The 18,268-nt window shown below is 70.3% G+C and carries 22 protein-coding genes; 8 read left to right on the top strand and 14 right to left on the bottom strand.

Features of this window, described 5'->3' with window-relative positions:
• On the top strand, positions 1–450 hold the full coding sequence (locus tag QSU92_RS06825; protein ID WP_289265422.1) for a MarR family winged helix-turn-helix transcriptional regulator: 450 nt from the start codon (positions 1–3) through the stop codon (positions 448–450).
• Here QSU92_RS06825 and QSU92_RS06820 read toward each other — a convergent pair.
• A complete protein-coding gene (locus QSU92_RS06820; RefSeq protein ID WP_289265421.1) occupies positions 428–1,411 on the bottom strand; it encodes an SDR family NAD(P)-dependent oxidoreductase in 984 nt (327 codons plus the stop codon). The genes QSU92_RS06825 and QSU92_RS06820 overlap by 23 nt on opposite strands.
• Before the next feature lie 50 nt (positions 1,412–1,461).
• Here QSU92_RS06820 and QSU92_RS06815 point away from each other — a divergent pair, with 50 nt between their 5' ends.
• Positions 1,462–2,037: a TetR family transcriptional regulator gene (locus tag QSU92_RS06815; protein ID WP_289265420.1), complete on the top strand. Its 576-nt coding sequence runs from the start codon at positions 1,462–1,464 to the stop codon at positions 2,035–2,037.
• A 42-nt stretch (positions 2,038–2,079) separates the two neighbouring features.
• On the opposite strand, the gene QSU92_RS06810 is transcribed toward QSU92_RS06815, so the two are convergent.
• The gene (locus QSU92_RS06810) at positions 2,080–2,553 is read right to left on the bottom strand and encodes a YdeI/OmpD-associated family protein (protein WP_289265419.1); all 474 of its coding nucleotides are present in this window, start codon (positions 2,551–2,553) and stop codon (positions 2,080–2,082) included.
• A 193-nt stretch (positions 2,554–2,746) separates the two neighbouring features.
• Here QSU92_RS06810 and QSU92_RS06805 point away from each other — a divergent pair, with 193 nt between their 5' ends.
• Positions 2,747–3,739 (top strand): NADP-dependent oxidoreductase, encoded by a 993-nt coding sequence (locus QSU92_RS06805; protein ID WP_289265418.1) that lies wholly within the window; start codon positions 2,747–2,749, stop codon positions 3,737–3,739.
• A 6-nt stretch (positions 3,740–3,745) separates the two neighbouring features.
• On the opposite strand, the gene QSU92_RS06800 is transcribed toward QSU92_RS06805, so the two are convergent.
• A complete protein-coding gene (locus QSU92_RS06800) occupies positions 3,746–4,177 on the bottom strand; it encodes a GIY-YIG nuclease family protein (protein ID WP_289265417.1) in 432 nt (143 codons plus the stop codon).
• A 69-nt stretch (positions 4,178–4,246) separates the two neighbouring features.
• Here QSU92_RS06800 and QSU92_RS06795 point away from each other — a divergent pair, with 69 nt between their 5' ends.
• Positions 4,247–5,170 carry a PDDEXK family nuclease gene (locus tag QSU92_RS06795; RefSeq protein WP_289265416.1) on the top strand — a complete coding sequence of 308 codons (924 nt, stop codon included), beginning with the start codon at positions 4,247–4,249 and terminating at the stop codon, positions 5,168–5,170.
• A gap of 10 nt (positions 5,171–5,180) precedes the next feature.
• Here QSU92_RS06795 and QSU92_RS06790 read toward each other — a convergent pair whose 3' ends face one another.
• The 4 genes from QSU92_RS06790 to QSU92_RS06775 are packed head-to-tail and all read right to left on the bottom strand — an operon-like array spanning position 5,181 to position 9,121.
• Positions 5,181–5,531, bottom strand: a complete 351-nt coding sequence (locus QSU92_RS06790) for a UBP-type zinc finger domain-containing protein (protein WP_289265415.1) — start codon at positions 5,529–5,531, stop codon at positions 5,181–5,183.
• Between the two features lie 42 nt (positions 5,532–5,573).
• The gene (locus QSU92_RS06785; RefSeq protein ID WP_289265414.1) at positions 5,574–7,217 is read right to left on the bottom strand and encodes an FAD-dependent oxidoreductase; all 1,644 of its coding nucleotides are present in this window, start codon (positions 7,215–7,217) and stop codon (positions 5,574–5,576) included.
• A gap of 10 nt (positions 7,218–7,227) precedes the next feature.
• Positions 7,228–8,052, bottom strand: a complete 825-nt coding sequence (locus QSU92_RS06780; protein WP_289265413.1) for a DsbA family protein — start codon at positions 8,050–8,052, stop codon at positions 7,228–7,230.
• Complete coding sequence (locus tag QSU92_RS06775) at positions 8,009–9,121, bottom strand: Na+/H+ antiporter NhaA (RefSeq protein WP_289265412.1); 1,113 nt, start codon at positions 9,119–9,121, stop codon at positions 8,009–8,011. Before QSU92_RS06775 ends, QSU92_RS06780 begins: the two co-directional genes overlap by 44 nt.
• Positions 9,122–9,240: 119 nt before the next feature.
• On the opposite strand from QSU92_RS06775, the gene QSU92_RS06770 reads away from it, so the two are divergent.
• Positions 9,241–10,242 (top strand): glycosyltransferase family 2 protein, encoded by a 1,002-nt coding sequence (locus QSU92_RS06770; protein WP_289265411.1) that lies wholly within the window; start codon positions 9,241–9,243, stop codon positions 10,240–10,242.
• Positions 10,243–10,259: 17 nt separating this feature from the next.
• Here the strand turns inward: QSU92_RS06770 and QSU92_RS06765 are convergent, their stop codons facing one another.
• The gene (locus QSU92_RS06765) at positions 10,260–10,715 is read right to left on the bottom strand and encodes a CinA family protein (protein ID WP_289265410.1); all 456 of its coding nucleotides are present in this window, start codon (positions 10,713–10,715) and stop codon (positions 10,260–10,262) included.
• A complete protein-coding gene (locus tag QSU92_RS06760) occupies positions 10,715–11,149 on the bottom strand; it encodes a hypothetical protein (RefSeq protein ID WP_289265409.1) in 435 nt (144 codons plus the stop codon). Before QSU92_RS06760 ends, QSU92_RS06765 begins: the two co-directional genes overlap by 1 nt.
• 205 nt (positions 11,150–11,354) lie before the next feature.
• Here QSU92_RS06760 and QSU92_RS06755 point away from each other — a divergent pair, with 205 nt between their 5' ends.
• From QSU92_RS06755 to QSU92_RS06745, 3 genes are all read left to right on the top strand, one after another.
• Positions 11,355–11,639: a hypothetical protein gene (locus QSU92_RS06755; RefSeq protein WP_289265408.1), complete on the top strand. Its 285-nt coding sequence runs from the start codon at positions 11,355–11,357 to the stop codon at positions 11,637–11,639.
• A 94-nt stretch (positions 11,640–11,733) separates the two neighbouring features.
• On the top strand, positions 11,734–12,594 hold the full coding sequence (locus QSU92_RS06750) for an SDR family oxidoreductase (protein ID WP_289265407.1): 861 nt from the start codon (positions 11,734–11,736) through the stop codon (positions 12,592–12,594).
• A gap of 49 nt (positions 12,595–12,643) precedes the next feature.
• Positions 12,644–12,985: a DUF7882 family protein gene (locus tag QSU92_RS06745; protein ID WP_289265406.1), complete on the top strand. Its 342-nt coding sequence runs from the start codon at positions 12,644–12,646 to the stop codon at positions 12,983–12,985.
• A 453-nt stretch (positions 12,986–13,438) separates the two neighbouring features.
• Here the strand turns inward: QSU92_RS06745 and QSU92_RS06740 are convergent, their stop codons facing one another.
• From QSU92_RS06740 to QSU92_RS06720, 5 genes are all read right to left on the bottom strand, one after another.
• A complete protein-coding gene (locus QSU92_RS06740) occupies positions 13,439–13,792 on the bottom strand; it encodes a DUF7882 family protein (protein ID WP_289265405.1) in 354 nt (117 codons plus the stop codon).
• A 2-nt stretch (positions 13,793–13,794) separates the two neighbouring features.
• On the bottom strand, positions 13,795–13,953 hold the full coding sequence (locus tag QSU92_RS06735; protein ID WP_289265404.1) for a hypothetical protein: 159 nt from the start codon (positions 13,951–13,953) through the stop codon (positions 13,795–13,797).
• 118 nt (positions 13,954–14,071) lie between these two features.
• Entirely contained in the window at positions 14,072–16,348 is a 2,277-nt protein-coding gene (locus tag QSU92_RS06730; RefSeq protein ID WP_289265838.1) for a beta-xylosidase/alpha-l-arabinosidase, read from the bottom strand.
• Between the two features lie 95 nt (positions 16,349–16,443).
• On the bottom strand, positions 16,444–17,325 hold the full coding sequence (locus tag QSU92_RS06725) for a carbohydrate ABC transporter permease (protein WP_422880419.1): 882 nt from the start codon (positions 17,323–17,325) through the stop codon (positions 16,444–16,446).
• A complete protein-coding gene (locus QSU92_RS06720; protein ID WP_422880417.1) occupies positions 17,322–18,194 on the bottom strand; it encodes a carbohydrate ABC transporter permease in 873 nt (290 codons plus the stop codon). The genes QSU92_RS06725 and QSU92_RS06720 overlap by 4 nt, the downstream gene beginning before the upstream one ends.
• Positions 18,195–18,268: the final 74 nt, after the last annotated feature.

Below are 18,268 nucleotides of genomic sequence, written 5' to 3'. Positions count from 1 at the left end.
ATGGATGACCGCGACACCGCGATCGGCCGGGTGCTCGAGGGGGTCGTGTCAGCGGGGCGGCTGCTCGGCGACGCCCGGCGGCGACCTTTCGCCGCGCTGACGCTGACGGCGTCGCAGCTCGAGGCACTCTTCCTCCTGTCGCACGCCACCGAGCACGTGACGCCCAGCCGGCTCGCCGGTCGGCTCCGGGTCACCGCCGGTGCGGTCACGCAGCTCGTCGACGGGCTCAAGAGCGCGGGGCTCGTCGAGCAGGCGCCGCATCCGACCGACGCGCGCTCGCGCGTCATCCGTCTCTCACCGTCGGCGCGGGGGGAGGTCGACGCCTTCGAGGCGGGCGTCGTCGCTGAGATGCGTCGGCACTTCGGCGGGCTCTCTCAGGCGGAGCTCCTCCGTCTCGGCGACCTCTTGTCGCGCGTCGGCGACGGTGTCAGTCCGCAGCGCGAGGGGTGACCTGTCGGTGCGCAGCCGGTGCTCCGAGCGCCGTCTCGAGCCACGACCACAGCCGCTCCTGGCGCCCGGCGTCGAAGGTGACCGCCTCGGCGCGGGTCTCGCGACCGATCTCGATGTAGGCGTCCTGCCGCTCGGCGTACCGGTCGCCGAGCGCGAGGGCCACGGCGTGGCGGGCGGTGCCGCGCGGCGTCGTGGCTCCTGGTAGGACAGACATCGCCGGCATGACGTTGCGCCACACCCAGTCCATGTATGCCGGCATGCCGCGCACGAGGCCCGTGCCGGCCACGAGCCCGGGGTCGTAAACATTGAGGCGGCGACCCGTCGCGGCCAGCCGCGCCGCCCACGGGTGGGCGAGCGTGACGAGCGCGAGCTTGCTGGTCGCGTACGCGACGCCGCCGCGCTCGCGTTCGGCGCGGAACGCCCCGCGGGGCGCGTCGTCGGGGATCGCGAGCTCCTCCGGCTCCTGCCAGATCGGGTCGGGCACGAGGCCGAACGACTGACGCCTGCCCCGATGAGTGGAGGAGCCGGCGAGTACGACGTGACCGGTGGGGCTGAGCGCCGGCTCGAGCCCGTGGAGCAGCGCATGCTGGGCGACCACGTTGATGGCGAACGTGAGCTCATAGCCCTGCTCGCTGATGTGGCGACGGTCGAGGAACTGCCCGCCGGCGTTGAGCATCGCCGCATCGATCGGGGCGAGATCTCCCGTACGGATGAGGGCGGCGACCTCTTCGAGCGCCGCTCGGACGGAGGTGAGGTCGGCGAGATCGAGAAGGATGCCGCGGGCGTCGCTTCCCGCATCGTGCGCCGTGGCCACAGCCGCCTCGAGCGCGACGGGGTCGCGAGCCAGAAGCACGAGGCGAGGGCGCGCGGGGTGGGTGAGCAGCCGCTGGAGCACGGCTCGACCGATGCCTCGGGTCGGACCGGTCAGGAGGGCGGTGGGTGTGATGTCACTATATGTCATAGCGGCAGGATAAGTGATGTCACAATGTGACGCAAGAGTAGAGTGGGTGGATGCCGCGTTGGCCCGAGGACTCCCGCGAGCGTCTCACCGGCGCCGCGGTCTCGCTCTTCGTCGAGCGAGGGTTCGCCGCGACGACGGTCGAGCAGATCGCCACGGCGGCCGGGGTGACGCCGCGCACGTTCTTCCGGCACTTCCGTGACAAGGAGGAGGTCCTCTTCACCGAGGAGGACGAGCTGCTCCCCCTCCTGCTCGACGCGATCTCGGCTCTTGAACCGCCGTTCCGCGCCGATGAGCTGATGCGCCACGCACTCGGCGTGTTGGCCGAGACCATGCAGCCGGAACGGACGCGCCTGCGCGTGCGGCACGCGATCATCAAGACCGACGTCGCTCTGACGGGTCGTGAGCTGGCCAAACAGGCCGCGTGGCAGCCGCAGATCGCCGCGGCGATCGCCGCGCGCGGCTTCGCCGGGGCGGACGCCGAGCTGCTCGCCGCGATCGGGTTCGCCCTGTACCGCACCGCCTTCGTCGGCTGGCTCGAGGATGACGCGCCCGAGCCGCTGCGCGAGCGCGTCGACAGGGCGCTTCCGTCGGCGCGGACCGTGATGGATCTCACCATCCGCCGCTGACACGCCGTCTCGTGAGGCGACGCGGGTGTGCGGTCGATCGTCTCAGAGCGAGCGCACCAGGGCCTCGATCCGTCGGGCCCGCGTGGCTGCGGTCGCCGCACCGTCGATCGGCACCAGCTGACGACGGCGCGTGGCCGGCGGCAGCTGATCCCACTGCCCGCGAAGCCCCGCCTCCGCGAGCGCTTCGGCGAGATCCTCCGGCACCGGCACCTCGTCGGGATCGACCGGTGCGAGCCAGCCTGTGACGGGATCGCCGGCCTCCAGGCGAAGGCGGCGCAGGAGCGAGGACCCGGTCCAGACGAAGGTGTCATCGATCACCGGGGCGCGGGTGAGCGCGAGGTTCACCGCGACATCTTCGAGCCGGCCGGCGACTCGCCGGGTGCCCGCCTCCTCGGCGGCGGCGACGAGGGATGCCGGCACCCGCAGCACGGTGTACCGTGATCGCCCCCAGACCATCGGCTCGATGAACCCCGTGACCTCGTGCGGGTCTCCGAGAAGCGGCCAGGATTCGCTCACGTCATCCTCCTTCAGCCCGTCTCCATTGTCCCTGCGGACGGATGCCGCCGGCCCGTCGGGTCGCGGCCCCGGGAGGTCTGGCGGATTCACCGTCCGATGCATCCGTTCGCGTCGTTCGGACCGAATAACCCAGTGACGCGGACGACGGTGTCCGCCGGGTCACCCGGCTCGGCGATGGTGGAAGGGGACCGGCATGGCGAAGAAGCTCAGGGAAGCGACGGTGGTCGAGTACGACCGTCCAGGCGATGCCGACGTGCTGGAGGTGCGCACCACCGAGCTCCGCCCGCCGGGCCGCGGGGAGGTCACCGTGGAGATCATCACCGCGGGGATCAGCCACATCGACGGCTTCATCCGCAGCGGCCGCGAGGACGCGTTCGCGCACGACCCGTTCCCGCGTCGCTCGGGAAGCGACTTCGCGGGCACGATCATCGCCGTCGGCGAGGACGTCCACGGCTTCACCAGGGGGATGGATGTCGTGGGGCACGTTCGCGCCGGAGCCCACGCCTCGGCGATCACCGTGTCGACGTCGGCGCTCGTGAAGAAGCCGCGCGCCGTGTCGTGGGAGGCCGCCGGCGGACTCTTCCTCGCAGGGGCGACGGGGCTCGACATCCTCGACCAGGTGCGCGTCGGGGAGGGCGACACCGTCGTGGTGTCGGCCGCGGCGGGCGGGGTCGGGAGCATGGAGGCGCAGTTCGCGCGACACCGCGGAGCGACGGTCATCGGCACGTGCGGCGAGCGCAACTTCGACTACCTGCGCCAGCTCGGCATCAAGCCGGTGCTGTACGGCGCCGGCATCGCCGACCGCATCCGCAAGGCGGCAGGAAAGCCCATCACCGCGATGATCGACAACTTCGGGCAGGACGGTCGTGCGCTCGCCGAGGATCTGGAGGTCTCACCCTCGCGCTACCGATCGAGCGAAGACCGTCGAGACACCGAGGTGCGGCTGCTGCAGGACGACCCCGGGTCGGTCGCTCAGGCGACGTCGCTGCTGGAGCGGGTGGCTCAGCTCGCCGAGAAGCGCGCCTTCACCCTGCTGGTGTCGGGGCTCTACTCGCTCGGCGACGTGGCCGAGGCCTACGCCGATCTGGGCAGACTCCACGCCCGTGGCAAGGTGGTGCTCGCGACGCGACCCGTCACCACGGTGCGGACCCTCAAAGCGCGGGATGTCTGGGAGGCGGCCGGATGACGGAGGTCACAGCCGTTCCCGGTGCGCGCTGCTGACCCATCGGGCGTACGAGCCCCAGGGATCGGCGCTGCCGGGAAGGGCGCCGATGTGCGCGAGCAGCTCCGGCGCGGATGTGAACCACTCACCGCCCTCGCGGAGGTGCGCGAACAGGCGGTGGCGTGAGCGCTCGATCGTGCGGTCGCCGAGTTCGAAGGCGAGGAGTTCGTCGTGCATGATCGCGCGGAGGCGTGCGCGAGGCTCACGGGTGGTGCCGATCTTCACCCGCTCGGCGTACCCGAGGTAGTACACGACGTCGACCCGCGGCGGCGGAAGATCCGGGTCGGGCGCATCGCCCACCCGCCACGCGCACACGGCGCAGAACCATGCGCCGTTCCGGCGATCACCGCGACGCTCGCCGCAGAGCACGCACGGCCCCGGCATCAGCCGTCTGATCCCCATGGCGCAAAGGTAGGACGCACCTCCGACATCCGGCCTGGCGTGTCGGATGCCCGCGCTAGGTTCGCGGCCATGGCCGAGAGGGTGGAGCTGTGGTGGGCGAGGCGGCAGTTCTCGCGGGGCCTCGAGGTGCCGTACGCGGTCGGCACCTACCGCGAGGCGTGGGCCGCCTACCCGGCTGTCGCGCGCCAGTACCACCCCGACCTCAACGCCGGGATCGCGCTGTCGCAGATCCCCCCGGCCGCCGACGTTCTGCTGCGGTGGCAGTGCAACGCAGGACATCTCTTCGCGGCCACCCCGACCGAGCAGCGGAGCCGCCCCGGGCGGGTGCGCCGGCGGTCGGCCTGGTGTCCCGAGTGCCTCGACGCGGCGACGGGGCGTGGCGCATTCCCCGCGCTGGCGCTGCTGCCGCTCGGCGGCGATCCCCCACCACCGCCGATGATCACGCCGCCGACCCGCACGGCACCCACCCGCACGGCGCCCTCCAGCCCGGCACCTTCCGGCCGCCAGCGCCGAAGTCCCCGGCCCCGCCGTATCTGCGAGAAGACTCCCGACCTGCCGTCCGGCACCTCGTTCGCGAGCGTCTGCGCACCGAAGCCCGCATCTGCGGCCGAGGCGTCACTGCACGAGCGGCTGTTCGGCGCGCTCGCTGTGACGCGAGGTCACACGGCGGTCCGCGTCTCGCGGCCGTTCTTCGAGCACCGCGAGGTGTGGCCCGACCTGGTCCTCCCCGAGCTGCGCATCGCCGTCGAGTACGACACGATCGGCGGCTTCGGCCTGGAGCATGTCGGCGCCCGCGAAGACTCCGACCGGCGCAAAGATCGGCTCCTCCGGGAGGCCGGATGGGAGGTCGTGCGCCTGCGCAGCGGCAAGCTCGAGAAGCTCGGGCCCCACGACCTGCAGATCTCCTCGGTCGGCCCGCGGACCGTCGGCCTGCTGCTCGACGCGTTCCGCGGCATCCGGGGCTCTCTCCTCATCGATGCCTACGCGACGTGAGCGGGCGGGTTCACCGCTCCTGCAGGATCTGCCGCCAGTTCAGCGGAACGCGACCGCGCGGCCCGGGCGCCGGCTGGTCGGTGGGGTGACTCTGCGGCGGGGCCAGTGCCGGCCCGTCGATCATCTGCTCGTCGATGTAGTCCCAGAACCAGTCCTCGCCGGGTTCGAAGCTCTGGATGACGCGGTGCCCGGTCTCGCGGAAGTGTCCCGTCGCATGGCGACCGAGCGAGTCGTCGCAGCATCCCACGTGCCCACAGGCAGCGCACCGCCGCAGATGCACCCACCACCCGTCGTGCTCCGAGCATTCCAGGCACCCGTCGCCGCTCGGGCGCGCCTGCGGATCGATCGCGGTCTCACTCATCGTCTCCCTCTCCCTCTCCCTCTCCCTCGACAGATGGCGCGGTCATCCGGCCAGAGCGCGGTGTACCGAGGCGACGGCACTGGATCCCTCGCCGACCGCCGCGGCCACGCGCTTCATCGAGCCCCGCCGCACGTCGCCGGCGGCGAAGATGCGGGGGAGCGAGGTCTCGAACGGCAGAGGCTCCCGTCCCATCTCCTGCCACCTCGTGAGTGATTGCACGGTGATGTCGGTACCGGTGCGCACGAACCCGTCATGGTCGCGATCGAGGTCGGGGAGCCAGGAGGTCGCAGGATCGGCGCCGATGAAGCAGAACAGGCCGCGCGCGTCGACCTCGCCGACACTGTCGATGGCGACCTTGCGGAGGGAGCGGTCGCCGTCGAGGCCGACGACGTGCGACTGCGTGTGCACGTGGACGCGCGGATCTTCGAGGAGTCGATCGACCAGGTAGCTGGACATGCGGAACGACAGGTTGTCTCCACGCACGACCAGGTTGACGTCGCACCCGTTCGCCGCGAGGTACAGCGCAGCCTGTCCCGCCGAATTCGCACCGCCCACGACGACGACGGGCGACTCGGCCACCTGGCGCAGCTCGAGCGGCGTGGCGGCGTAGTAGATCCCCGCGCGCTCGAAGTCCTCCCACCGGTCCAGCTGGAGCCGGCGGTAGCTGGCGCCGGAGGTGACGATCGTGCTGCGCGTGCGGATGCGGCGCCCGTCGGCGAGGGTCACGTCGAGGTCGTCGCCATGCTGATCGAGAGCGATCGCCTCGCAGGGCGCGTACACACGGACGCCGAACTTCAAGGCCTGCAGGGTCGCCTGGCCGATGAGGTCACCGCCGCTGACCCCGAAGGGGAAACCGAGGAAGTTCTCGATGCGCGAGGTCGCTGCGGCCTGACCGCCGGGCGCCACCGCGTCCAGAAGAACGGTCTCCAGGCCTTCCGACGCCCCGTAGATCGCGGCCGCGAGCCCGGCAGGGCCGCCTCCGATGACCACCAGGTCGACGACCTCGTCCGCCTGACCTTGGTAGCTGAGCCCCAGCCGGTCGGCCACCATCCCCGGGGTCGCCCGAACGAGGGGCTCGCCCTGGATGAACGCCACCGGGAGATCGTCCGCGGTGAACTGCAGCGTCTTCCCCGATGCCTCTGCCTTCAGCACCTCGTGATCGGTCACCGCGTGCGCGGCGTGGATCAGGTCGATGCGCTCGGCGAAGCGGCGAAGCGCGAGAAACTCGCTGGATCCGTCGCGGCCCAGGAATTTCAGCGTCCACGCCGCAGATCCTCGTCGGAGGCTCTCGCGGCGCGCCCAGAGGGCGTGCAGGATGATGTCGCACAGCTCGTCGTCTTCGTTCATGATCCGGCGCAGCTGCGAACGGGGGAGGAAGTACATCCGCCCCGCCTCGGCCACGCGAGCGGAGAGGAACGCCGCCTGGCCGTTGAGCAGTCCGAGCTCGCCGACGATCGAGCCGGGACCGACCGTGGCGAGGATCTCCTCATCCGCCCAGACAAGGGCATCGCGGACGACCTCCACCTCGCCGGTGGCGACGAGGATCATCGGGTAGTCGCGCTCACCGGAGCGGAAGACGTACTCGCCCGCAGCGACATCCCGCGGTTCAGCGGCTGACGTCAGGCGCTCCCACTGAGCGTCGCTGAGGGTGGGTGATTGGATTGGGTCGAGATTCGGACCGGCCATGCCCAGAAGGCTACTCAGCCGACGCGTCAGAACGAGGGCCCTGAGGCTCTGCGCGTGACGCCTGCAGCGAACGGATGAGGGTCTGCGCGTCGTAGGGACCGTGATGGCGGCGCCCGCCCAGGAAGAACGTCGGCACGGACGAGATGTTCATCGCCTCGGCGTCGAGCATGTCGTCGCGCACCCGTGCGGTCACCTCGGGGGCGGTGAGGTCGCGTTCGAACCGCTCGACATCCAGGCCGAGCGAGGCCGCGAGTCGAACGATGTCGGATGGGAGCTGGTGCTCCTGGTCGGAGAAGAGACCCCGCTCGAACTCGAAGAATCTCCCCTGGAGGGCTGCCGCCTCCGACGCTTCGGCGCCCGCCAGGGCGTTGGGATGCTGCTGGGTCAGCGGCGCATGTCGCCACACGTACCGCAGCTGATCGCCGAGCTCGCGCCGGACTTCCTCGATCGACCCCGACGCCTTCAGGCAGAACGGGCACTGGAAGTCGCCGTACTCGACGATCTCGTAGGGCGCGTCCATCGAACCGAAGACGTGGTCGCGTCGCGGGTCGACCGGCCGGACGAGGGTCTCGCCCGTCTGCATGTCCGGGTGCATCGCATCAGACACCCGGAACACGATCGTGGCGACGACGAAGGCGAGGACGGATGCGACGAGCACGCCGACGCGCGCCTCGTTCTGCGCCAGGTCATCGTCGATCGCGAGGTCGACGATGAAGAGGGAGATCGTGAATCCGATACCGCACAGAGCCGCGCCCCCGGCGATCCGGTCGAGGGTGAGACCGGGGCCGAAGTCACCGATCTTCAGCAGCCGGAGAACGGCCGACGACCCGAACACGCCCAGGAACTTCCCCGCGACCAGGCCGATGACGATACCCCAGGTGAGTGCCGAGCCTCATCGCGCCGGCGAGGATCTCGGGCGTGAGCTGAACTCCCGCGTTCGCCAGGGCGAACAGCGGCAGGATGACATAGGCGACGTACGGGGCGTAGGCGGACTGCAGGCGCTCGTTGATCGAGATCGACTCGCGCAGACTGTTGGCCGCCGCGCGGGCGTACTCGGTGTTCGGCGACTGCCGGAAGGTGCGGGCGAGATCCAGCGCGTGCTCGACGTCGCGCCGATTGGGACGATAGACCGGCACGAGGAGGGCGATGGCGACGCCGGCGAGTGTCGGGTGCACCCCCGAGGCGAGGAAGGCGAGCCACACGATGATCGCAAGGGTCGCATACACCGGCCCCCGGCCCGAGGGCAGATAGCGCGTGAAGTAGACGCCCACAAGACCCACCGCGGCGACGATGAGCGGAAGCGGGGTGAAGTTCTCGGTGTAGACCAGCGCGATGATGCTCAGAGCCCCGATGTCGTCGACGACCGCGAGGGACAGCAGGAAGATCCGCAGTCGCCCGGGAATCCTCGGACCGACGAGGGCGAGGGCGCCCACGAGGAAGGCGGTGTCGGTCGAGATCACCACGCCCCACGCGTGCGCGTACCCCGAGGGGAGGGCGATCCAGACGAAGAGCAGGGCCGGCACCACCAGCCCGGCGATCGCCGCGGTGACGGGAACCAGCGCCCGCGACCAGCTGGTGAGCTCGCCGATCGCGAACTCGCGCCGCACCTCCAGCCCGACGGTGAAGAAGAAGATCGCCATCAGCGCGTCGTTGACCAGGGCGTGCAGCGTGAAATCGAGCTGGATGTCGCCGAGGCCGACCGTGAGGTGCATCTCCCAGAACGCTTCGTAGGCGCCATGCGCGACGTTGGCCCAGATGACCGCGACAGCGGTGGCGATGAGCAGCAGGAGCGCCGCCGCCCGGTTCTGCCCGATCGCCCCGATCTTCTCCGCGATGGAGTGCCGTCGGCGCGGGCGGGGCGGGCGCGAGGCGGACGGGTCGGCGGATGTCGTGGAAGTGCTCATGATGAGTCGGGGCACATGTTAGACCACCCGTGGGTCCGGCACATCACGTCTCGATATCCGATTCCCCGGTCCGTCGCAAACCCCCGCGGCGCCGGCCCGCTCGTCTCTACGGTCGAAGGATGGCCCACCCGAACCCCCCGAGGCGGATCAGCGTCGTCATCCCCGTGAAGGATGACGCCGACGAGCTGCGGCACGCCTTGACCGCGCTGGCTGACCAGACGGTGCCGCCGGACGAGGTCGTCGTGCTCGACAACGGCTCCGACGACCACGTCGAAGCGGTCGCGCGAGAGGCGGGTGCCCGTCTGGTGCGGGAGCCGGGCGGAGGCATCCCCCGGGCGAACGCCGCTGCCTTCGATGCGGCCACCGGCGACATCATCGCGCGCATGGATGCCGACTGCCGACCGGGCAGGGAGTGGGTGGCCGGGATCGTCCGCGCCTTCGACGCGCAGCCCGAGGTCGCAGCCGTGACGGGCGGGGGCCGCTTCGTCGATGGACCCCCGTGGCTTCGCCGACCGCTCGCCGCGGTCTATCTCTTCGCCTACTCCGCCTCGCTCTGGCCGGCGCTCGGCCACGCGCCGCTCTGGGGGTCGAATCTCGCGGTCCGCCGGGAGGCCTGGCAGCGCGTCGCACCTCTCGTCCACCGAGACGACCCCGACGTGCACGACGACCTCGACCTCGCCTTCCACCTCGGCGAGCGTCACCGCATCCGACTGGTTCCGGGGCTTCCCATGGGGATGTCCATGCGCCCGTTCGCCGACGCGTCGGCGATGCGACGGAGGTTCCGTCGCGGCATCCACACCGTCCTCATCCACTGGCCGCGCGACGTGCCCCCCGTGCGGATCGTGCGCCTCACCCTCGCGCGCGCGACGGGGCGGACCTTTCCCGGTTCCACCCGGATGTCAACGGGGTCGACCGGCGCGCGCGAAAGCGAGACAGTGGATGGCATGAGCGACGCGACAGCATCTCAGCCCTCCGACCCGACCGACGCAGCCGACGGCGCGCAGACCCACGAGCCCACCCCTGAGACGGACGACACCGACACGGTCGCGGTGGACGACGGAGACTCGCTCCGCGACCGCAGCGACCTGCAGGACCTCCCGCCCGTGGACGCGAAGAAGTAGTCCGCCCCACCCCGGACTCAGGCGAGGCGGTCGAGGAAGACGTGGAGCGCAGCGTCCACGCTGGCCTCGAGCACCTCGCCGGGGTCATCGGTGTCGAGTTCCAGCATCCGGTGGCCGGTGCCGGTGTCATCCGCCCAGCCCACGTAGACGGTGCCGGCCGGATGTCCGTCCGACGGCTGCGGACCGCCGACGCCCGTCACCGAAACCGCGACGTCGGCGACGATGAGCTGCCGCACGCCGCGCGCGAGCTGCTCGGCGCACTCGGGCGAGCACGGATCGGTGCCCGGCTCCAGCCCGAGAAGGCGCTCCTTCACATCGAGCGCATAACAGATCACGCCTCCGGCGAACCACTCCTGCGCCGACTCGCCCTTTCCGATGGTCGAGGCGAGCAGGCCGCAGGTCAGCGACTCGGCGACGGCCAACCGCGCCCCGCGATCCTGGGCGCGCTGCGCGAGCGCCTCGACGGCGTCCATCAGGAGTGGACGCCCGGAGAGGTGTCGTCGTCCGACGGGCTCTCCACCTCTCGGACCAGGGCGTCGAGGTCGACGTCGTCACCGAGTCCGGCGTCACGCAGGCGACGGGAGAGGATGTCGCGGAGCTGGTCCTCGCGCGCATTGCCCAGTTGGACGTCGGCCCGGGTCTGCACGAGGATGCCCCGCACCTCTTCGCTCAGCGTCGCGTCGTTCTGATCCTCGAGGGGCGCATCCTGCGTCGCGGCCCCGTCCGACTCTCCACCGCGCGGGCCGACACCGGCGATGTCGTTCTGGCTCGACGCCTCGGCGTCTGCCGAGCCCGTGCCCTCCGCGGCGACCGCCGGGGCTGCACCCGAGTCGGCACCGCCGCCACCTGCGGGCGTCGGGCTCACGGATGCTGTCTGGTCGTCATCGTGCGGCTGGTTCGTGGTCATGTGGTCTTCCCTTCCCGGGGGCGGCGCCGTCGAGGGACGATACCGCGGCTGTCATCCAGCCTGGCGCGCCGCGGCCCGGTTCGCACCCGCTTGACGGTCCCCGGGGTAGCGGGGTAGCGGGGTGGCGGGAGCGGTTCGATCGCTGCTGTCAAGGGTCTGGGCGACGCCCTTCTCGTCGGCGCACCATCGAGACGAGGTGAGAGCCATGTACAACCTCAGTGAAAGGTTCTTCGAATTCACGTCGGTGTCCGGTGATTCGTGGCAGCTGCGCGATCGCTCGCTTCCCGACGACGACCCCAGCGGTGTGATCGCCATCGTGACGCGCGTCGCCTTCGGGGTCGACGTGATCTGGGGCCGGGGTATCCGCGCACCGCACCATTTCGGCCGCCTCGACGACGTCCTCCGCACCGCCGTGGAGGTGCTCTCGTGCGGAAGCGGTGGACCGCGCCGCCCCGTGCCGATCCCGCACCGCCCGCCCGCGCGCGGGTGAGCCCGCGGCATCCGTCTGTCAACCCCCTCGCCCCGGTGTCGGTCTGCGACGAACGTCGAGACCACATCGCCCGTCGACCTCGAGGAGCAACCCCATGTCGGACCGCAGCGAGCAGGACTTCCCGCCTCAGGGGCAGCAGCAGCCCGGCACCATCGATGAGATGGCGCCCGACCCCGACCATGGCGAGGACAGCTACGTCGGCTCCGGGAGGCTCGCCGGCAAGCGCGCCCTCATCACCGGGGGTGACTCGGGCATCGGCCGCGCCGTGGCCATCGCATTCGCGCGAGAGGGTGCCGACGTCGTCATCACGGCGATGCCGGAGGAGGAGGAGGATGCGTCGGGCACCGTATCGCTCATCGAAGACGCCGGCCGCACCGGCGCGGCGCTCGTCGGCGATCTGCGCGACGAGGCATTCGCGACGAGCATCGTCGACGATGCCGCCGAGCGTATGGGCGGCCTCGACATCGTCGTGCTGAACGCCGCGTACCAGGCCGATCGCGACAGCCTGGCCACGATCCCGACCGAGGAGTTCGACCGCGTCTTCCGCACCAATCTCTACGGGCTGATGTTCACCGCGCGCGCGGCACTGCCGCGATTGACGGCGGGAGCATCGATCATCGTCACCTCGTCGGTCCAGGCGTTCCAGCCCTCGCCGGGCCTCATCGATTACGCGATGACCAAGGCGGCGCAGGTGGCGTTCGTGAAGGCGCTCGCCCAGGAGGTCGGTGAGCGGGGAATCCGTGTCAACGCCGTCGCTCCCGGTCCGATCTGGACTCCGCTCATCCCCGCGACCGGCTTCGACGAGGACAAGCTCACCTCCTTCGGTTCGGACACCCCCCTCGGGCGTGCCGGACAGCCCGCGGAGCTCGCGGGCGCATACGTCTACCTCGCCTCCGATGACGCGTCGTACACGTCCGGGGCCATCCTCGCCGTGACCGGGGGCAAGCCGCTGTAGCACCGGGTCGTCGGCGCCGCGGCGGGCGCCGTCCGACTAGGATTTCCTCATGGGTAGGTTCATCTACGACACGATGGCGAACTCCGTTGACATCGAAGACCGGACGCTCGCTCACCTCCGGATCGTCGTGATGAACAAGCTCCGCCGGTCGGAGTCCTTCATGTTCGACGTCGAGATCGGCGATGGCAGCGGACGGCGCAGCTTCTGGATGCACCCGTCGGTGCCGATGCAGTTCCACTTCTTCGGCAGTCGGAACCCCCGTATCAACCGCCTGTGGATCGAGGAGCTCATGCTCGCCGCAAGCGGCCCGAACGGCCTCAGCATCACGCCCGAGCCCGCCGAGGAGGAGAACCCGCCGAGCTCGGGTTCGGCTCCCCGCGGTCTGAGCTGACCCGCCCCGGCGGTTCTCGCGCGTCAGAGCGGCGCGCCGTCGCGTTGCTGTTGGCTGGTCGCTCGCGGTTCGTTGCTCGTGGCGCCCGTGACCCGTCAAATAACGCTGCGTGCGCGGCATCCGAGCCGCATCTTTTGACGGTTCGCGTTCGGGCTGCGGGCGTGGCGGGCGCGACCGGTCAAGAAAAGCTCTGTGCGGGGCATCCGAGCCGCACGTTTTGACGGGTCGCGTTCGGTGGCGGGCGTGGCCGCCGCGTGGCGACGCGACCCGTCAAGAAACGCTGCGTGCGCGGCATCCGAGCCGCATGTTTTGACGGGTCGCGTTCGGGTGGCCGGCGTGGCGGGCGCGACCCGTCACGAAACACTGCGTGCGGGGCATCCGAGCCGCTCCTCTGGCGGATCGCGTGGGATGTCGGGAGCGACCCGGGCAGCGTATGCGGCGATCGCGGGTGGATCAGGGCAGGGCGCGCAGCTCGGCGATATGTGCCGGAGTGTTCTCGGCGGAAGCGTCCATGTGGTCGGTGATCAGCGTGATGCCGCCGCTGGAGTTCGCCGAGCCCACCAGCTCGTCGATCCAGGCGCGGCTGATCGCCGGCTGCTCCGGCTCGTCGAAGACGAAGCGCAACGGAATCGACGGGTGCAGCCAGATCGTGCTTCGCCCGGTCGGCTCGTCATCGGGATGCCGCCACGAGACGGTGAAGCTCTCATCGCGGCGCAGCTTCGTGGCGATGACGACCTTCAGGTGCGACAACGCCCGGTCCTCGATGTGGATGGGGGTCGCCGAGCCGCCGTAGAAGATCGTGCCCATGCTCAGGTCACCCCCAGCGGCGCGGCCGAGCGCTCGGGGGGAAGGAGCGGATTCGGTTCCGACGGAGTCGGAGCGGTCGGTTCGTCCGGCGTCGGGACGACAGGCTCTGCGGGGGTGGAGCCCGGTGTCTCCTCAGGAAGAGGGAGTGCAGCAAGAGTCATGACAACCTCCTTCACGCTCCACCCTGCGCCGAACCGGGCCGTCAGCCCAGTGGGTTGACGGCCCGGCGTCAGGGGTATACCCGCGCGCCCGCGTGCGGCGGCCGCGCGCACTCGCCTGTCAGCGGACGGCTGCGGCCACGGGGGACGACACCCCGTCGCGGGGGGCCGGTGCCGGGGTGACGCGCGCGGTCGCGATCCGCGGATCGCCCGCCCCCACGGGGTGTACGTCTCCAGTGATCTCGAGGGCGGCCGTCGTCTCGCGGTCGGCGGCCGACGCTCCCACCCACAGCTGGATCGCGCCCGGCTCGACGATGCGGGTCAGGTCGCGCCCGCTGAAGGCGAGTCGCTGGGTGGGAACCTCGAACGAGACCGTCGCCGATTCACCGGGCTCGAGCGAAACCCGCTGGTAAGCGAGCAGCTGAGCCTGGGGACGCGTGACCGTGGCGACGGGATCGTGCGCGTACAGCTGCACGACGTCGGTGCCGCTCCGCGCGCCGGCGTTGCGCACCGTGACCGTCGCCGTGAAGCTCGCGCCGGCGACCACCGACCCATCGACGGTGAGGTCTTCGCGGGTGAAGGAGGTGTAGCCGAGGCCGTGGCCGAAAGGCAGGACGGGTGTATTGCCGGCGCTGGTGACGTCGGAGGGTCCGCCCAGGAGCGGATGCAGGTAGGTGTAGGGCTGCGCCCCGGCCGACCGGGGGAGCGACACCGGCAGCCGGCCCGACGGGTTGACCGCACCGGTGAGGATCGCCGCGAGCGCCGCGCCGCCCTCTTCGCCGGGGAAGAACGACTGCACGACGGCCGCGGGGGACCGCTCGCCCTCGACCGCCCACGCGATGGCATAGGGCCGCCCGGTCAGGAGCACCATCACCACGGGGGTGCCGGTGGCGACGACCGCCTCGACGAGCTCGCGCTGCAGGCCGGGGAGGTCGAGGGACTCCACGTCGTTGCCCTCTCCGACTGTGCCGCGGCCGAAAAGGCCCGCGCGGTCGCCGACCACGACGACCGCGACGTCACTCACCGCCGCCAGATCGACCGCCGGGGCGATCCGCGACCGGTCGTCGCCCTCGACGTCGCAGCCGGCCTCGTGCGAGATCTCCGCGTCGGGGAGTGCGGTGCGCAGAGCCTCGAGCACCGTGGGGATCTCGAAGCCCATCTCCGTCCCGGGGTGATGCGCGAGAACGTGGTTGGCGAACGAATAGCAGCCCATGAGGGCTTCCGCGCTGTCGGCGTTGGGTCCGAGGACGGCGATCCGACGCGCGTCGGGGGCGAGCGGCAGCGTTCCGTCGTTGGTCAGCAGCACCGTCCCCTCTTCAGCCAGCCGGCGCGCCACGCGGCGGTGGGCGGGGCTGTCGAGATCGATCTGACGGGGCGGGGTGTCGAAATCGGCGTCGAGGAGGCCCAGCTCCTCCTTCTGGGTGAGCACACGCGTCACCGCGCGATCGATCACCGCTTCGTCGAGGAGGCCGGAGCGAACCCGCTCGGTCAGTGCGGGGAAGGCGTCCAGGGTGGGCAGCTCGACGTCGATTCCGGCCTCGAGTGCAAGCTGTGCGGCCTCGCCGAGATCGGCGGCGATCTGATGCATGGTGTGCAGGAAGGCCACCGCGAAGTAGTCGGCGACCACGACGCCGTCGAAACCCCATCGGTCGCGCAGCAGCTCGGTGAGGTATTCGTGAGATGAGGCGACGGGCACGCCGTCGATCTCGGCGTACGAGTTCATCACCGAGCGCACGCCACCGTCACGCACCGCCATCTCGAACGGCGGCAGGAAGACATCCGCCATCTCACGGGGCCCCGCGTGCACGGGTGCGTGGTTCCGGCCAGCCTGCGAGCCGGAGTAGCCGACGAAGTGCTTCAGGGTGGCGTGCACCCCCGCGTCCTGCAGACCGCGCACGTACGCCGTGCCGATGGTGCCTACGACGTAGGGGTCTTCGGCGATGCACTCGTCGACCCGGCCCCACCGGGGGTCGCGGATGACATCGAGCACCGGAGCAAGCCCCTGATGGATGCCGAGCTCGCGCATCGATCCCCCGATGAGGCGGCCCATCTCTGCCACGAGCTCGGGGTCCCACGCCGCGCCCCACGCGAGCGGCGTGGGGAAGGTCGCGGCCTGCCACGCGGCGAGCCCGGTGAGGCACTCCTCGTGGACGAGCGCGGGGATGCCCAGCCGCGTCTCCCGCTGGAGGCGGCGCTGCTCGTTCCACAGCCACTCCGCCCGGGCGATGGGATCGACCGGGCGGGTGCCGTAGACGCGCGTGAAGTGCCCGATGCCGTGCACGACGGCGTCTTCGAACCGGGTCGAGGTCTTCATCTCGCCCGCGAGAGGGGCCACCACCTCATCGCCCTGATCGATCCAGAAGCCGACGAGCTGGCCGAGCTTCTCCTCGAGGGTCATGCGGTGGACGAGGTCCAGGACGCGATCGGATGCCGAGAGGGCAGGGGGAATGGTCACGATGCTGCTTTCTTCGATGTCGACGAGCGAACGAGACGTCAGCCCTTGACGGCGCCGGTGAGGCCGCCGACGATGCGACGCTCGAACAGGCTGAAGAAGATCAGCGCGGGGAGCATCGACAGGGACGTGAACGCCAGCACCCGTGCGGTGTCGACGGAGTACTGCGAGGAGAACTGCTGCACACCCAGGGGGAGGGTGAAGGCCGCCTCGTTGTTCAGGATGAACAGGGGAAGCAGATACGCGTTCCAGCTGCCGATGAACGCCAGGATCGCCACGGTGATGACGCCGGGGATCGACAGCGGCAACACCATCCGCCAGAAGAACGACAGACGCCCGCATCCGTCGATGTAGGCCGCCTCCTGGATCTCATCGGGGATGGCGCGCAGGAACGGCACCAGGATGATGATCGTCACCGGGAGTGCGAACGCGATCTGGGGCAGGATGACGCCGGGAAGGCTGTTCATCAGGCCGAGGTTGCGGATCACGATGTACAGCGGAGTGATCGCGACGGTGATGGGGAACATCAGTCCCGCCGCGAACAGCGCGTACAGCGCGCCACGGCCGCGGAAGCTGTAGCGGGCGATCACGTAGCTGGCCATGAGCCCGAGCGCGACGGCCCCCAACGTGGTCGCCAGCCCCACGAGGGTGGAATTGCCCACCTGCGTCCAGAACTGCGGAGCCGCCAGCACGCTGGCGTAGTTCTCCCAGCGCCACTCGGTGGGAAAACCAGCCGGGTTGACCGTGATCTCGGAGTTGCTTCGGAAGCCGCCGATGATGATGTACAGCACCGGGCCGAGCATCATCCCGATGACGACGAGGGCGATGAAGTAGACGCTCGGCGGGCCCCAGGGGAGCTTCTTGGCCGGCGCACCCTTGCTGCGCCGGCCGGCGACGCGGGTGGTGAGGGTCATGGTGCTCATCCGGCACCCCTTTCGGTGATCGCGCCGGCGGTGTCGCGTCGCAGCACGTAGCGCTGGTAGACCAGGGCGACGGCCAGCGAGATGAGGAAGATGACGACGGCGACGGCGTTTCCGTAGCCGAAGTTCCCGGCGTTGCGGCCGGTGGCGACCATGTAGATCGCCATGGTGTTGGTACCGGCGACCGATGCGACGTACTGGCCCCAGATGATGTAGACGAGGTCGAACAGCTGCAGTGCGCCGATGATCGACAGGAACGCCCAGATGCGGACGGTCGGTCCGAGCAGCGGCAGGGTGATCCGCCGCTGGATCTGCCAGTACGACGCCCCATCGATCGCGGCGGCTTCGTACAGCTCCTCTGGAATCGACTGCAGACCCGCGAGGAAGAGGATGACGGCGAAGCCGACGTACTTCCAGGTGAGGATCGCCATCAGGGTCCAGATCGCGATCGCGGGATCGGAGAGCCAGTCGGCGGCGAGGAAGCCCAGACCGACGTTCTCGAGGAAGCCGTTGAGGGCCCCGCGCGTTGCGAGGAGAAGGCTGAAGCCGGTGCCGACGACGACCTCGGCGATGACGTAGGGGACGAAGATCAGCACTCGGATGACGGACTGACCGCGCATCTTGCGGTTCAGCAGCAGCGCCAGCAGCAGCGCCACCGGTCCCTGCATCACCAGCGAGGCGACGACGATGAAGGCGTTGTGACCGAGCGCCGCCTGGAAGTTCGGGTCACTGAAGATGACGAAGTAGTTCTGGAGGCCGACGAAGTCCGTGGCGGGGCCGAACCCCGACCAGCGGAAGAAGCCGTAGTAGGCCGCCATCACCACCGGCAGGATGACGAACCCTACGAAGAAGATGACGGCGGGGCCCACCATGAGGAGGACTTCGAGGCGGCCGGACCAGCCCAGGCCGCGCGGACGACTCTTGTCCCGCCGCACGGACGGGGCGG

It is taken from the genome of Microbacterium sp. ET2, from assembly GCF_030347395.1.
GTDB classification, from domain to species: domain Bacteria; phylum Actinomycetota; class Actinomycetes; order Actinomycetales; family Microbacteriaceae; genus Microbacterium; species Microbacterium albipurpureum.
The sequence above is the reverse complement of the archived record's forward strand: the minus strand, read 5'-3'. Positions and strand labels throughout refer to the sequence as shown.